The organism is Sunxiuqinia elliptica, assembly GCF_900113005.1.
In the GTDB taxonomy this organism is placed as follows: Bacteria; Bacteroidota; Bacteroidia; order Bacteroidales; family Prolixibacteraceae; genus Sunxiuqinia; species Sunxiuqinia elliptica.
The window spans coordinates 228,951-245,777 of the sequence record NZ_FONW01000004.1; the positions used below are offsets into that span (position 1 = coordinate 228,951).

10 protein-coding genes are annotated in these 16,827 nt (G+C 42.4%); 5 read left to right on the forward strand and 5 right to left on the reverse strand.

Annotated features, from left to right (window positions below; genetic code table 11):
- Positions 1-132: 132 nt before the first annotated feature.
- The 5 genes from BM156_RS10800 to BM156_RS10825 all read left to right on the forward strand — a co-directional run bounded on the left by BM156_RS10800 (position 133) and on the right by BM156_RS10825 (position 7,982).
- A complete protein-coding gene (locus BM156_RS10800; RefSeq protein WP_093919881.1) occupies positions 133-1,119 on the forward strand; it encodes a putative phage abortive infection protein in 987 nt (328 codons plus the stop codon).
- 9 nt (positions 1,120-1,128) lie between these two features.
- A complete protein-coding gene (locus tag BM156_RS10805; RefSeq protein ID WP_093919882.1) occupies positions 1,129-3,132 on the forward strand; it encodes an ATP-dependent nuclease in 2,004 nt (667 codons plus the stop codon).
- Positions 3,122-4,930, forward strand: a complete 1,809-nt coding sequence (locus BM156_RS10810; protein ID WP_139218261.1) for an ATP-dependent helicase — start codon at positions 3,122-3,124, stop codon at positions 4,928-4,930. Before BM156_RS10805 ends, BM156_RS10810 begins: the two co-directional genes overlap by 11 nt.
- 708 nt (positions 4,931-5,638) lie before the next feature.
- Positions 5,639-6,841 carry a Coenzyme F420 hydrogenase/dehydrogenase, beta subunit C-terminal domain gene (locus BM156_RS10820; RefSeq protein ID WP_170846935.1) on the forward strand — a complete coding sequence of 401 codons (1,203 nt, stop codon included), beginning with the start codon at positions 5,639-5,641 and terminating at the stop codon, positions 6,839-6,841.
- A 682-nt stretch (positions 6,842-7,523) separates the two neighbouring features.
- Complete coding sequence (locus BM156_RS10825; RefSeq protein WP_212733485.1) at positions 7,524-7,982, forward strand: GNAT family N-acetyltransferase; 459 nt, start codon at positions 7,524-7,526, stop codon at positions 7,980-7,982.
- Between the two features lie 22 nt (positions 7,983-8,004).
- On the opposite strand, the gene BM156_RS10830 is transcribed toward BM156_RS10825, so the two are convergent.
- The 5 genes from BM156_RS10830 to BM156_RS10850 all read right to left on the reverse strand — a co-directional run bounded on the left by BM156_RS10830 (position 8,005) and on the right by BM156_RS10850 (position 16,802).
- Positions 8,005-9,201: a sialidase family protein gene (locus tag BM156_RS10830; protein ID WP_093919886.1), complete on the reverse strand. Its 1,197-nt coding sequence runs from the start codon at positions 9,199-9,201 to the stop codon at positions 8,005-8,007.
- 39 nt (positions 9,202-9,240) lie between these two features.
- Complete coding sequence (locus tag BM156_RS10835) at positions 9,241-10,248, reverse strand: metallophosphoesterase family protein (RefSeq protein WP_093919887.1); 1,008 nt, start codon at positions 10,246-10,248, stop codon at positions 9,241-9,243.
- Between the two features lie 3 nt (positions 10,249-10,251).
- Positions 10,252-12,027 (reverse strand): purple acid phosphatase family protein, encoded by a 1,776-nt coding sequence (locus tag BM156_RS10840; protein WP_093919925.1) that lies wholly within the window; start codon positions 12,025-12,027, stop codon positions 10,252-10,254.
- Between the two features lie 56 nt (positions 12,028-12,083).
- Entirely contained in the window at positions 12,084-14,402 is a 2,319-nt protein-coding gene (locus BM156_RS10845; protein ID WP_093919888.1) for a ligand-binding sensor domain-containing protein, read from the reverse strand.
- A gap of 183 nt (positions 14,403-14,585) precedes the next feature.
- The gene (locus BM156_RS10850) at positions 14,586-16,802 is read right to left on the reverse strand and encodes a hypothetical protein (RefSeq protein WP_212733486.1); all 2,217 of its coding nucleotides are present in this window, start codon (positions 16,800-16,802) and stop codon (positions 14,586-14,588) included.
- Positions 16,803-16,827 lie beyond the last annotated feature (25 nt).

The window sequence follows — 16,827 nt, forward strand, 5'->3', positions numbered from 1 at the left end:
TTTATATATTCGGGGAGGTAAAACAAACAATAACAGCTAGTAAAAAAACTGACCGGTAATAAGAAATAAGTATATCAAACACTTACACACACCTTGTGCGTAATTTTGAATAAAAACAATTCCTAACCTATAATGAAAATACTATCAGAAAAAAATAGCATCAGATTATTAGCAAGTGGAGTTATCTTATTCTTTTCGGGTATTTTTCTTTTCCTGTGGGAAGAGTCAATTTCCTTTAGTAGTGCTGTTGACTCGGAGAAATTCTCTCAGTTTGGAGATTTTATCGGTGGAATTATTGGATCAATTTGGTCTTTAGCTGGAGTAATTTTATTCTATGTTGCCTTGACAGAGCAAAAAAAAGATATTCAAATAAATAGGAAAACACTAGAAACACAAGTAGAAGCTCTGCAACAACAAATTAAAGAATTTAAACTACAAAGAATTGAATTAGAAGAAACAAGAAAAGTTTTTACGGAACAAAGTATAACTTTAAAAAATCAACGATTTGAAAATACTTTTTTTCAATTACTTAGTTTGCATCATGAAATAATAGACAAGCTCAACTTCATTAAAAAAAGTGGTGGTTTCAGAGAGAATAGACACCTGGAAAAAAGGGAAGTCTTATCTCAAGCATTTATCGATTTGAATCACAGAATTGAATATATTAATTCCACAAATAAACAAGATGAATATGGACAGATTATAAGTACTCCTAATGAAGCACAAACATTAGAAGTTGCAGAATCGCGGCTAATGGAAGCCTACGATACTTTCTATTTCAATGAATACAAACAACTTCTTAGTCACTACTTTAGGAATATCTATCACGTTTATAAGTTCATTTTTACAAATAGACTTATTGAAAAAAAAGAAAAGCAATTTTATGCCTCAATTGTGAGAGCACAATTATCATCAGATGAGCTTTTCTTGATTTTGTATAATTCACTAAAGAAAGGCCTTGGCTATCCTAATTTCTTGTTTCTAATTAAGGAATTTGATGTCATGCAAAACTTCGATTTTGGGTTAATAGAAAAATATAAATTTCATAAGGAAATATACACCAGATGGATAGCAAGTGTTACTCCAGAGTTCGATTATGAAGAACAAAAAACTACCTAATATAAAATCATGTATTTAGAGACATTAAGCATCAAAAAATTTAGGTCAATTAATGACATTACCTTAGAATTTAATAAAGGAGTAAACATTATTATCGGAGAAAATAATGCTGGTAAGTCAGCAATAATAGATGCTTTACGTATTTGCTTAAGTATAGGTAAACAATGGCGAGATATTGGAATAAGAAATGACGAAGACTTTTATATCGACACGACGGTGATTTCAGATGAATTAGAGCCTATAGAATTCGACCTCACTTTTAAAATTGAGGATGCACAGGATAGATTTTATTTTAATTCAATGGTGTTTCAAGATGCTGATAATCCAGATAACCAGAATATACAAATTCATTTCAAATATTTTTTAGATACAAATGAGAAAGGGAACAAAGTATTAAGATGGAGTATTTGGGGTGGCGAACTCGAAGGACAGCCGGTAAAACCAGAAGAAGCACAACAAATATATTATTCATATTTAGCTCCCTTAAGAAATGCAGAACAAGAACTTAAACCATATGCCAGAGAAAATAAGGTTACATCATTATTCAAAGAAATTACAAAATATTTGAAAAATGGAGAAGGAGAACCCGAAGAGGTTAATCTGGATATGGCTAAGAAAACTGAACTAGCTCAGAAGCTAGAAAATGTAATTAATGATGAGGATTGGACAGGTCTTATAAAGACTGGAGAAAATTCAATTAATGAGCATTTAGAAAAGTCAGATATTAATTCAAAAACTTCAAAAATTAATCTGAGATTTCTAGAATATAAGTATGAAAATATTGTAAAGGGTGTACTAACGAGAAAATCAGTCTATTCTGATGAACTAATTGGAGAAGAATTATTTAAACAAAAATATTTTGATATTTCTCAAAATGGATTAGGAGAAAATAACTTGATACTTGCCTCTGCTGTTTTAGGTGATATCGAAAATCGCAGAAAAGAAAAGATTGAGCATTATTATGCATTATTAATTGAAGAGCCAGAAGCACATCTCCATCCGCACAAACAAAATACATTTTTCAACTATTTAAACCATCTACAAGACTTTGGTGCACAAATATTCATCACATCTCATTCTCCAACGATAACAGCAAAATCAAAACTCGATAATCTAATTATTTTACAAAAGACGCCAAATAATATTGTTTCGTTTCGCGTAAAAAACTCTGGACTAAACACAAAGAATAAATCATATTTGCGAAAGTTTTTGGATGTAACTAAATCTCAATTGTTTTTTGCCAATGGAGCCATACTTGTTGAAGGCATATCCGAAGCTTTATTACTACCTGTTTTTGCCAAGGTAGTAAATGATTCATTTGATATTGACAAAAATGGTATTGAGGTCGTCAATATAAATGGTGTCGCATTTGAGCCTTTTGCCAAACTATTTAATTCGGACGAACCTAGCAAAAGATTGCACTCACGTTGCTCTATTTTGACTGATGATGACAAAGGACAAATATCACCTAAGCATTTTATTGATGTTGAACAAGAGATTACAAAAGTAGAGGCGAAAAAGATACACCATATTCTTAAAGGCGAGGAAATTATTGATTCGACAAATAGAATAGTAAATTTTAACGAAGAGGATGAATTGAACTTAGGGGATTATCAAGATAAAGAAGTTTTTGTGAAGCAAGTATTACACGAAAGATTCAATAAAATTTCTGACAGAGCAGAAATTGCCACAGAACTATCAGCAGGAAATCTAAAAGTTGAGCTTGCTAGCAATACATTTGAGTATGAATTAATGGTTGCTGACAGCTTCAATTGTTGGTTAATTCGGCTGATTTATAGAAAAATGCACCCTCAAACAGTGTTTTGCTCTTCAACAGCTTCAATTGAAACAAAAGCACATGATTTATTAAGCAAGTTAAATTCAAACAAAGATAAATCTGCACTTGCCGAAAATTTAGTTTATTTCTTAGATAACAGCAGCCAAATTCGAGAAAAGTTTAAAGTTCCTAACTATATTGAGAGAGCACTTAATTGGGTAATTCTTGGAGTTTAATATGTATAGTCATTTATCAGATAGCCAAAAGGAGATTTTAAATTACGACGCTGGTTGTGTCGTAGTAAAAGCATGTCCAGGTAGTGGAAAAACATACTCTGTTGCAGCGAGAATGTCAAAGCTTTTAGCTCAAAAAAAATTTAGACATAAAGGAATTGCGGCTTTATCTTTTACAAATGTGGCTTGTGAAGAGATTGCAGATAAATTAATAGTAGATTTTGATGTCAAACAAAAAATTGGCTATCCTCATTTTTTAGGGACACTCGACAGTTTCATAAATCAATATATATTCATGCCTTATGGTCATCTAGTTATGGGCTGTAAACAAAGACCTGAACTAGTTGGAGAACCTTATTCTACTTGGAGTATCAATCGCTATGAGAGAGACCCTCATCAGTATTTTGATAAAACGACCTTTGATTTAAATGATAATCTAATTATGATTGCACCACATCAGGCATTTCATTTTAAATGGATTTATCTAAATAAATCAGGAGAAATAAATGGTAATATCCAAAACATCATTAATTCAAAAAATGACCTATTTAAAGTTGGATATGCAAATCAGTCAGATGCAAATTACATAGCATTGAAAATATTACAGAAATACCCTCTTGTAGCTCAAAACATAGCCAATCAGTTTGAATACTTTATCATAGATGAGGCACAAGATACTAATGATATTCAAATGGGTATAATTGATGCTCTAAATAATTCAGGAGCAGGAAATTTTATGTTAATAGGTGATAGAGACCAATCTATATTTGAATGGAACAACGCTCGCCCTGAGCTCTTTGACGAAAAATATAATCAATGGGGAAAGATTGAACTAAATGAAAATAGACGTAGTTCTGAAAATATTTGTAGATTCATAAATTTCTTATCTTCATTTGATAGAATTAAAGCGGTGACAAAGTCAATTGCCACCTACGACTATGTACCTTCAATTGTTGGTTATAAACCAGAAAAGAAAAAAAGAGGCACCCAGAACTGGATTGTAACTCCCGAGGAAAGTAAAAGCAGTTTCGACAAAATAATGTGTTTGTTTTGTGCCACTTGTGAAGAAAATGGAATTGAAATAAACAAAGATAATGTAGCCATATTATATCGTGGTCAATCTAAATCTCAGTTTCTAGGTGTTCAAAGAGACAAATTCGAGTTTTCAAGTAATCCATGGTTACCAAATAATTATCATGTTAAAGATATTGTAAAGGGCAAGCATTTATATGAGAATGGTGAATTTAAAGAAGGTTATAGATTATTAGAGAAAGGAATTATTGAAGCTATAAACAAGCCTAAAAATAATACCTTCTATTGCACAAACTCATTCATACAGTTGCTAATAGACAACAACGGAATAAAAGAACATAGAGATAATTTATTTGAGCTTATCGAATTGATGCCCACGACTAAAAAGAAAACACTCAATGAGTGGATTAATGAGACTAATACACTATTTTCTAAGTTTAAAATTAAATTCCAAATAGAAATAGATAATGGAAATATTCAAATTGATGAACTATTTGGAAATAATATGAATCATGGAGATGTGCACCCTTTTTACTTTGGTACGGTCCATTCCGCCAAAGGCAAAACATTTGAAGCTGTTCTTCTATTATTGGGTAAAAAAGCTGGAATGAATTACGTAAATATGCTATCTCGTGATTTTAGCACTTTGAAGCCAGCTTATCAAGAAGAATTGAGAATTGTTTATGTTGGTATGACCAGACCTCGTAAAGTATTAATGTTGGCGGTGCCAGAAGATGATGTAAATGAATGGAAAACCAAATTAAATTAATCAACGCAACGTCAAGCACATTGGCTGGTCAAGCAAAACGACCAACTCACAGATCAAAACTTGCCAAAAACGATGGCTGTCCCAAAACAGGAACGAACTGCAGAGGATATAACACAAAAAACAACAAAAGCTCATAAACCATAGGCCTTTGCCTTTAACCTCCACCACCAAACTGCTACCCAGAAGTACAACAATCAGCAACCTCAAAAATACAACTGACCCAGTTTATTGAACACTTCCCATTGTTTGAGTATCAAAACCCCTTGGTTAACTCATCAACTTTGTTGGTTGACTTGTCAACTTCTTCGGTTGGGGCATCTACCTCTCTGGTAAACACGTTTACCTCTCTGGTAGCCTCATTTACTTCTCTGGTAAGGTCATTTACCTCTCTGGTAGCCTCATTTACCTCTCTGGTAAGGTCATTTACCTGTCTGGTAGGGTCATTTACCAACTAAACTTGTCAGAAAAGGAGGTTTTTGACTAAAAAAGAGCAAAAAAGCTGTTTTACAGGCTATTTTAGGGGTCTACCCCCTTCAATTGGGTTGCTACCCCATCAAAATTGCTTTCTACAAGCCCTAAATGGCAGGCTATCAACACGGCTCCCCTTTCACCAAACACATTCGGTAACAAACGGTGTGTCTGCTCGTACCTTTTTTGTAAATTAGTCTATACAACTCGATGCTAACCAGCTGTTATAAAAAACCGAAAATGATAACGGACAAACTAAATAGCACAAATCGGAACAAATGTACAGGCTGCCACGCCTGTGCCTCAATTTGTCCGGTTAACTGCATCGACATGTGCACCAACAAAGAAGGTTTTTGGTATCCGGAGGTGAGCGCGGCTTGTATTGAATGTGGTAAGTGCATCGATGTTTGTCACCTCTTTAATAAAGAGGAAGTAACGAACGAACCGATTGCTTTGGCCTGTATAAACAAGAACCCGGACATCCGCTCAACAAGCTCATCAGGTGGTGTTTTCTACGAACTTTCGAAATACATTCTTTCGCAAGGAGGACTTGTTTATGGTGCACGTTTTAATGCGAATTTCGATGTTGTGCATAGCTGCGTCAGCGAACGCTCCAACCTCACGAAACTCCAGGGTTCCAAGTACGTTCAAAGCAAAATAGGTGCAGTCTATAAACAAATCGAATGCAATCTGAAAAACGGCAGAAAAGTCTTATTCTCCGGAACTCCTTGCCAAGTAGGAGGATTAAAAACCTTTCTACAGAAACCTTATGAATCACTAATTTGCGTCGATCTGGTTTGTCATGGCGTACCTTCTCCCATCGTTTGGAGAAGCTATTTAGACTATCAAGCAAGCAGCCATGGCTCAGCAATCGAAGACGTTGCGTTTCGGGTAAAAGCTAGCGGCTGGAGAGAACACGCACTAAAGCTGGTTTTCAAGGATCAACAACATTACCAACAACCGGTTGCCGATGATTTATACCTAAAAGCTTTTCTAAAAAATATCTGCCTCAGGCCTTCGTGCTATACTTGCGATTTCAAATCGTTAAACCGGGCAAGCGATCTAACGCTGGCCGACTTCTGGGGGATTGAGCATATTGCTCCCGAGTTGGATGACAACCAGGGAACTTCTCTTATTTTCATCAACAGCCCAACAGGGAAAGACCTTTTTGATCATATTCAAGCCTCTTTCACTTACAAAGAAGTCGACATCAAGCTAGCGGTTAAGTACAACCCTTCAGCCCAAAACTCAGCCAAACCACATCCTAATCGAGCTAAATTTTTAGCACATATTCCTGCTTGGCCGTTTGATGAAGTCGTTCGAAGCTACTGCAGAGACAGTGTACTCGTAAAATCAAAACGAAAAATAAGAAAGCTAGCGATTACGTTTTTGGATGAACTGGGGATCAAAAATCTAATCAAATCGGCCCTTGCCAAATCATGATACAAGCGTTTTTTTTGATTGAAAAACTGCTTACGGATAGATCTCCACCGTTTGCTTTTTATCGCTGGCGTCACTCTGTTCAGGTCCTCTTCTCCGGAGATAAGAAACCGAAGCAGAACGGGATAAACGCGTCTTTCCAAACTTGGTTCGGAATCGGTCAATAACCTGCCTACTCTTCTATTTCTATCGTTGTTTGATCTTGAAGAGTCCAACTGATCAAGAATCTCGTCAGTCGAACAAAGCAATACAGTCTGTCCCATTCTTAAAAGAAGTCAATCAACCAAATAGACTAACCGAGCTATTCCTTTTGATAAACATATTTTATATATTCGAAGTGGTAAAGAATGCAATAAGCGAACAGGTCTTTGATGAATTTAGACATCTATACGTAAAAACGATATTGAAAAAAATTTAAAACCCTCCCAATAACTCAATAGAATAGGTATTGTTGTCCCCCTGAATTTAGAGGAATAACAATTCTAGTTGATGTACACTAGTTGGCTACAAGCCTGAGAAACCGACAAATGATTGAATTTGATTTAGACAAACAAACCATAAAAGACTTGGAGATTTTTGCAGAAAAAAGTACTGCAAATTCGATTTCAAAATTCTACAATCAAACCAAAACGTTTGGCGGCAAGAGTAAATCTTGGATTTCAATCGATTAGCAAATTCTTTAGTCATGATCAAAGAAAAAATGATATTTAGAGAAGCCAAAGCAGCTGATATTGAACAGATTCAAATTGTACGAAACTCGGTTACTGAAAATACGCTGTCAAATCCGGGGTTAATAACGGATGAAGATTGCCTGGAATTCATCAGCCAACGAGGGAAAGGCTGGGTTTGCGAAATCGAAAATCAGCTTGTTGGTTTTTCAATCGTTGATTTGAAAGAGCAGAATGTTTGGGCCTTATTCTTAAAGCCGCAATTTGAGCAACGGGGCATCGGGCGTAAACTTCAAAAGCTCATGCTTGATTGGTATTTTAAGCAGACCAAAGCCAGTGTCTGGTTAGGAACTGCGCCAAACACAAGAGCTGAAAAATTCTACCGACAATCCGGATGGACTGTCATCGGCACACATGGAAAAGGTGAAATCAAGTTTGAAATGACCTACGAAACCTGGCAGAAGCTCAATCCATAGGTAAACTGATTCGAATTTAGCACTACCTGATTTTATCCGGATCCACCACCAAATGCTTGATGGATTTGCCATGGTCGCCGGTGCGCGATGAGTACGAAATGTGCAATCGCCCGTCCGGTGTCTGAATCAAGGACGGATAAGAATAGCTGCCACTCGACTTGCTGTGTGGCTTATCCTTTTCCAGGTAGGTTTTCCACTTCCAGCTTTGGCCTTCATCGTCCGATAGCATCAGCACCACCTGGTAGCGCCCGTCCGAAACATCATTGCCCACAAAGGCCCAACGCCCATCCTGCAGGTTAAGCAGCTCCACGCTGGCCGTATTGGGGATATCCAGCTTTTGGGTGTACGACCAGCTATAGCCATTGTCTTTCGAGACACTTCGGTGTACGCGGGCCGGAGCATCTCCGCTATCGCGCATGTAGGCCACCAAATCGCCATTGGTGCAAAGCGCCAAAGCCGGCTGAATAGGTCCCCGCCCAACAATGGGTTTGGAGGGCTGCCAGGTTTCGCCATCATCATCAGAGAGCGCACAAATCGACAGGTTAAACCCATCCGAATACAAGGGTAGCACCATTCGTCCACTGGGCAAAATCAGGGGTTTGATGCGGCTCATCCAGCCAATGCTTCGCAAAACCGGGTCGTGGCTTGCTTTTTTGATCTGCTCATCGTACAAGGGCGCGTAACCGGCCCAGCCATGATGCAGTTCCGGCATTTGCTCAAATTGCGCTGCGATTTCCTCAACAAACTCCTCGCCCGGCTTCAGCAAAATATTATCCTGCCACTCCCACACCGGAGCTCCCGGCTTATCGTAGTTGGCGCTTGTGCGTGTCCGCAAAATCGATCCTTCCCAGCGGTTACCATTCACCGCAATCCAAACCAAAAACAACTTGTTTTGGCCATTCAAAAACAGTACCGGGTTGCAATCGGGGATGTCCGGCGTGTCTGCCATCAGAAAAGGCATGCTCCACTGCTTCTTCCCTTGCTCTAGCCGCGCTCCCATGATTCGCACATCGTCGGATTTGCGTTCACCACTGCCCTGAAACCAACAGATAAGAAGATCGCCATTGGGCAAAGCCACCAAGCTGCTGCTGTGCACGTGTTCTGACTGTTCCAGGAAAATAAGCTCCTCGCTAATTACCGCTTCATACGAATCCTGTGCCTGCAGGCTTGCCACTCCTGCCATCAGCAGCAAGAAAAATATGATCGCTTGTTTTATCATCCTTGTCAATTTTTAGTTAAAGATAAGATTTAGCTGCTTTTAACGGGCGGCCTGTTCTTTTTCCTGAAACGAACCGGGAAACGAGCATTCCAAAACCTTCTTGCCACTCCACTCCCGAATCCACGTTTTAAACTGGCGCTGGTTTTCTTGCAGCACAATCACCCGACCACCCGCTTTCGGGTCTTCCTCATTTCGCATCACTTTGGTTACTCGCCCATAAGCCAAGGCAATGCCATGGAAAACACCAATGTAATCGTTGATATGATCATGTCCGGTGAAAGTCCCCATCACATCTCCCCCATGAAGCATAGCAGCAAACATGCCTGTATTGATATCCGGGCTGCATTCGTCTTCGTTTTTTACCCCGACAGGAGGCGCCAGTTGGTTGTTCCACGCTTGAGTGTATTCCGGCAAGGGAATATGAAAGAAAGCAAGGGCCGGCAAGGGTTGCCCAGCATTAGCCGCCGTATAGTCGCGACTCTTTTGCAAGTACCAGTTGACCTGTGAAAAATCGAACCAGCCGTAACCATCCACCTTCGGTTTCAAGGTGCTGTAGGCATTCGAGTCCATGCAATAAAGCAAGGCTGCCGTCTTTTGGTTGTGTCCCTTCACGGTTAACACAAAATTGGTGCTTCCCGTCAGCGTGCCTACATCGTGGTTTAAGCAGCCCGGAAACTGCTCCACAAAGTTGGCCAGTTCCTTTCGTGCCTTAGCATCCCGGGCATCATGGTTCCCAAACACCACCACCCAAGGAACATCTTCTGCCTCGAAGATGGCAGCCAGCTTTCGGTAAATTTCCCGAGGTGCATGCTGACTGGCAATGTCGCCGGTGAGTACAGCCAGCTGCGGCCTCTCTGCCGCCAACACCGAACTGATGACATCAAACACCTGCACGTTTTTCCCTTCTTCCAGGTTGATGTGCGTATCGGTAAACTGCACCACTTTAAAATCTCCATCTGAAGTAAAATCAAGCGATCTTTTCTGTTGAGCAGTCCCACTCAAAGTCCAGAATACAAGCAGCAAAAGGGTATACACCAATCGTTTCATTTCTTATTTTTTTAATTTGAATTCATCGGCCAACTGCCCTTCCGAATCAATCGCCTGGTACGAAAGCACATCGCCATCAATCTTTAGGTACTGGTAAAACTGCCCTCGCGATTTCTGTACTGCCGCATACGGTTCTTCTCCAATATCGCGGGTTCGGGAGGGAATACCAATGGAAATAATATAGGCCGTACCATCCTTGTAGGAAGACACCACTTCGCCCTGCTTCATTGGCTTAGAGCGCATGTAGTAGTGAATATGCCCTCCGAACACCAGATCGACATGGTATTGATCAAACACAGGAACCCAAGCTTCCTGGATGTCGTAATAAGGTTCTTCCCAATTGTAAGGCGGAAAGTGAAACATGGCAATTTTCCAGCTTGCCGTTGTATTTTTTAGCTGCTGCTCAATCCATTCGGTCTGCAACTCGACCGGCGATGTGGCATCCAGCATTAAAAACAAGGTATTTTTGTATTGAAAGGCGTAAGTATGCTCCGGAATAATTCCGGAAGGACCTTCCTCGGGGTAGCTAAACATTTCGCGATACATCCATGCCCCCAAACCGCTCCGGTTATCGTGATTGCCAAGGGTGGACATCATGGGCCGCTGACTCATAATGCCATCGGTATAGCTCCACAAAGCGTCCCATTGGTCGCGGTGCAGACCATCGCTCACCAGATCGCCAACGATGGAGTAAAACGCAGCATCCGGATGTTTCTCAAAAGCCACGTTCAGCAGTTTGCCCCACTCCTTGGAAAAGTGTGTATCTCCAAACCAAATGAAGGAGAAAGAATCATCCTTCGCCTGAGTGGTAAATGCGTTTTCAGGACTCCATGCGGCATCGGTCGCAAGGCGGTATTCGTAGGTTGTTCCGGGCTTCAGGTTTCGTAATTGTGCGGTAAAGCGATGACAATAACGATCGTTCATCAGCATCAAATCTTCCATCAGAAAAGAAGTAGCATCAACGGTTTTCACCTCGTCGCCTCCCTTTTCCCGATACTCCACCTGACCTGTTTGTACCGAATTGGCTGTTCGCCATTGAATATCCATGGTCGTTGCCGGATCATTACTCCAGCTGAGCAACAGTTGATCCGGTTTAGCCGAAGACGGATGCTCGGTTGCCCGAAAAGCACCAACAAAGTGCGACTCGGTTCCCCGCCCGCGAATGGTGGTCAGCAGTTTTTGTCCTTGCAAAGCTTCCGGCACCTCCTCTAAAACCAACTCAGTCCAATCGTGATAGGTAAATGCCCCATCAGCCATCGTTCCCACATACTGATGCTTCGGAAAAAAGTTACTCAGCTCCAATTCGTCGGCAGGATTTTGTGGTCCCACGCTCACCAAGTAGTGCATTCCAAAGTTCTCAAAGCCATTAATCCCCAAGCCGACGTGTCCGGCATCAAAATTCTTTTGCCACACCTCATAGCCTGTAATTTCATTTTTTAGCTTCATAGCTGTCTTCTGAAATCCCTGCTCTTCCAACCAAAACGGGACCACCTTCTGCTTGACACTTCGCAGCACCGAAACAACTACCGGCACATTCACATCAAACATCCAATACTTGCTACTTAAAACCTGCAACTCTTGCTCGTTGAATAACTGAAAGGCCTGCTCGTAGGTAATCGCCGCCAATTCTTCCTCGCTCTTCGTTTGATAGAGCTCGGTTACCTTGGCATCAATCACTTCTGCAACAGATGGTATCTCCGGATTCGGCCCGGCACAACCGCCCCAAATCAACAGCCCAGCCAGCATCACCAAACAACTCTTCAACTTTAATTTTTTCATTATTTCCATAAGTCAATCTCTTGGGTATTAGCTCTAATTTTGTTTGAATAATTCAATTAATATACTTTCGGACGTGATGGTCCCTGATAAGGTGCAGCCCCCTGGGGTTCTCCAACTTCCACGTCCAACAGCTTCGGATCGTTGGTTTCCGGCGCTTCAATAAAGCCATGGTAACGTCCCATCCAGTAGTCCCGAACAAAGCCGGTGGGCTCCATAATCCGATGCCCATGGCGTCCTCCGTCCAAAACAACAGCATTGCGGCTTCCCCGAACCACATTCTTTTCGCGGGGAGAAATCGCTTTCAGCCCCCCTTCGTACGACGTGTAGCCTGCTTCAACATGCAAATCATCGCGATGCGAATTCCGGAAAGTATGCTCGGTTGGATCAAGCGTCCATGCCCTCAAGTGCTCCACTGATGCCTGCACATCGCAGTCGTTGCCGGTAATCACGCCATAAGCAAAGTTGAACCAGGGAATGTGCTCCATACGTTTCACCTCCCAGGTACGTTCCAGGCTGCGCAGGTACACCGAGCGCAAAACCGGATCTTTCTCATAACGCAACAAAGTGTAGTAGCTGTAAAAGGCCAGTTCATCGTCCCAAGGCGCAAGGTTCTCGGGTGGAAACACATTCTTTTGACGAATGGTATTGGCCGGATAGCCCCAATCAATCAATTGCTGGTAACCATCAGCAAACTTCTGATTTCCGGTGAGCGCCAAGGCCGTTTGCATAAAAGTCAGGGCCTCCAATCCGTTTACGCCGCGGTCAACGTATCCATAAGGCCTTAACAAGTATTCCGGATTCCACCGGCCCCAGCGGGTTGGTTTTCCGTCCATATCGTGCAAGGTCCATCCACAGTCGATGATGTAGTTGGAGATTTTTGCCAGATGCTCCCGCGCCATTTCTTTTTCTTTTCCATCGGCCACTAGATCGTGAAACAAGGACACCGAATAAAAATGGGCAATGGCCTCATCGCTGGAGGTATCCCCTTTCCAGTACCACTTGCCATCGGGAGTTGGGTACCACTTGGCAGGCAAGCCACCTGATCCATGTTTTCCCATCTCACCCTTATCGCCTGTTATTGACCAAATGGAACGGGCAAAAAATCCATCAATAGGAGTTACTTGCTCCAACCAAAGCATGGCTTTAAACGACTCCACCGCTTCCTCCCGGGCCTGTTTATCTCCCGTAACCGCATATTTGTAGCACATAGCAGCCAGGTAAGAAGCCGTATGCGAACCGTCGTTATCGCTGATCTCACGCACCCACTCCCCATTTTTCAAATCAAGTGTATGGATGAAGCCCATTCGTTTATGCCCCCACGCTTCCAGGTGATGCTCATAATAGGCCGCTTTCTTCTGCAAAGTATATGGCTCATAAGACAGAATCGACAGCCCTCCATTTGTTGCAATAAACACTTGCTGATTGTCAACAGCCAGGGCATTCACCCGATTATCCGGAAGCCAGATGTCCGCTCCGAAATAATGCCACTCGTCATTCAACATACGCACCGCTCCACGCTCGGTGCCAATCCAAATATCCTGATCGAAGCCTCGCTCCAGGCAGGTCGTATTTTCAACCGGCAAGCCATCTTCTCCCCGAATGGTTTTCAGCGCCGCTCCCTGCAACACACCCAAACCACGGTCAGTCGCAATAAACAAACGACTGCCATAACTCAGAAAGTCACGCGTATTTCGTGAAGGAAGAACGCCCCAGTCAACAAAGTCATCATTCACTGTTTTGCCATCAAACAAAACGATTCGGCCCGGGCGCAAAATATATAAAGTTCCACTGTACGATTCGATATGGTCAATGGGTCCTAAACGCACCGGATCAGCATGAAGCTGCGTGCCATCTTCCATTAACATGGTCATGTTGCTGGTGTAATAACCTCCTTCGGGTTTGGTACTTACAAAGCGATCATTTTCCAATCGAAAAATCTCTTCCGAAGTTGCAGCATGCAAAGCACCGGCATGCATACACACATCAACAAAAATTTGATTGTCGATTAACTTCCAGGCATTCCCCTGGTTGCGATAAATTCCGTGGGAAGTCAGCGCCCAAACGGCCCCACCAGCAGCCTTCAACCGAACAACCTGCTCGGGGGCCTGAGAGGCAGGAACTAGTTTTCCATCGTCCACCTGAAAGAGCTGCTTGCCAATCAAGGCATAGCAAGTTCCCTGCGTTGCAGCCACAGCCGTTACCGGCTCGTCGGTTGTAATTTTCTGCACCGATTCTTGCAGGAAAACTTCATCTTTCTGAGGCTTCCAAAGTTGCTGATCCACTTGGTAGAGCGGCTGTGCAAGCACGCTTCCAGTCACTCCAAATACCAACAAGCAAGCAATAAACCAATTTCGAAAAACAGCTAGTAAATCCATCGTTTGTTCTTTTCAAAAGTTTGTAATTTGCAGTTGTTCGAAAAGAAAGTAAGTGGCGTACCCAAATCGCTGAGCAGTTTAAGTACGCCATCTTATCAAACTAAACCAAAACAACCTTATTTTTTATTGAACCGGCTTCAGCGCCGATCTCGTTAGTGTCTTTATTTCGTTTGAAAATCAAACTTACTTTTGAGGCTCACTGATGACTCCCAAGTAACGGCCAATCCAGTATGGAAGCAGCCAAATATCGCCCGCACTGTATTCGGCATGTCCGCGGCCATTGCTGTCCAGGTCAAACCGATTGGCATTGTGACGGGACACCCGTAACTCTCCTGCCGGCAACACTTCCCGGATGGTCTGCTTTCTGAAGTTGGGCTCCACAAACTCAATATCCTTGCGATGGCTATTTTGAATGCCCCAATCAATCAAGTCCAGAGGGTATTCTCTCAGGTACCAAATCGCCTCTTCAAAATCGTAGTTATCTTTTCCAACCAAAGCCGTCATGATATTCCAAAGCCCTTCTTTCTCCGGACGCTCATGTTCCCAGTGGTCCACAATCGCCTTTTTGTAATTCGCCTTCAGCGTATCGTTGAAAGCGTAACGATAAAGTCCCCAATAACCACAGTAGTACATTTCATCGTCCGAATGGTTCCAGCCACTGGATAGCATCTTGCTCCAATCGTCGGAATCCTCCGGTGCAGGGCCAATCTCTTTCATCGGGCGCATCAGGTTCTCGTAATAACCATGCTCCTCCATTAGTTGAAAGGCGGCTTTCTTGTACTTTTCTTTTTGGGTGAAATGATAAGCAGTTTGCAACATCCCAATGTAGTTGCTGGAGTTAATCTTCCGGTCGCCAACCATGACTGGGCGGGCATTCACATATTCAGGGTTCCAGCGGCCCCACACCGTAGGCTCACCATTCCAGTCCACCAAATAATGGTCGTGCTTCAAAGCATGCGACATCAAGGTATCGATCAAAGTAATGGCTTTATTTTTCAAGTCCGGTTCAGCAATCAACTCTGCAATGGCCCCAAAGGCAAAGATGTGACCAATAGCTTCATCGCTGCTGGTTGTCGATTTCCAGTCCCATTCCGGATCCTCAGCCCTACGCCAAGGTTTATCGTGGTATTTATAGCCCCGGCGCTCGAAAGACCGCGACGGAAAACCGGGAACAGGATTAATGGAGTAAAGCCGCTCCATGGCATCCAACGATTCGCGCACATTTTGCAAAGCTTCGGAAGAACCGGTTACCGCATAGCGAAACACTTCACCGGCCAGGTACATGGTCGTCCACAAACCATCATTGTCAGAAGTTTGGAGGCTACCACTTGTAACATCTCCATCCGTCATGTTGCTCACCGTTCCGTTAAAGCCATGACGAATGTGACGTTCCCGAACCTGCTTGTCGTAATACATCGCTTTATCGTGCAAGGTCATTTCCTTGCGACAGATTTTCCCCAAGCCTTTGTTGGTCAAAATCAAGATTGAATTCTCCGACCCATCAGCCAAGTCAATCACTTCATCAGATGGCAGCCAGCGTTTGGACGAGTAGTATCGATAACTGCCATCGTCCTTACGCTTAAATGCACCGCGTGTTGATCCAAACCACAAGCCATCCTCCAGCTTGGCAATGGTCGTAATTTCATTCCAGGGAAGTTTTCGTTTAATGGCACCCGGCTTTCCTGTTTTGGTATCCACTTCGTAATAACCATCATTGGTTCCAACGAACAACTGATCTCCGGCCACTTCAATACAGGTTATCGAAGCATCATCCAGAATGGTCGTCAACCTTTTTTGAGCTGGATTAAAAGTTGACACCGTATGCTGTCCTAAAATCCAATACAGCTTATTCAATGCATCGTAGCGAATGGCGCGCACTTCATCTTCGGCAACGCCCGACCATCGCACCTGGTCCCAGTCCAGCAACTGCAAGTTCTTCCCATCTGAGATCAGGAAAGTAAAATCATCATCAACTGCAAAGTAACGCGCTTCAGGTAGCTGATGGCGACTGTATAATTTCCCAGCCCAAGCGTTACTCAACACAGCCTTATCATCCAAATAGACCAGCTGTTTTTGATGGCTCATCAAATCCTTCAGTCCTTTATCTGATGTTGGCAAATACTGCACATCTTTTACCAGTTCGCCGGGAAAAAGAAATTGGCCGGCTTTTGGTCGCAACAAACCATGCGACGAAAGCACCTGCACATAGCCATTGCGATCAGCAGCCACCCGCCGAAGCTCAACCCGGTCGTTGTTAAAATTGTATTTGATACTGTATTCTTGAATAAAAGGGGTATCCTGAATTTGAGCTTGATTGCTCTTTCGCTGTCCTATGGAAGACAAGGAAAGCATTAGCCCCAAGATAAAGATACCCGATTGGAGAAGTCGTTTACTGTTCATTTCTATTGGTTTAAGTTCTGTTTAA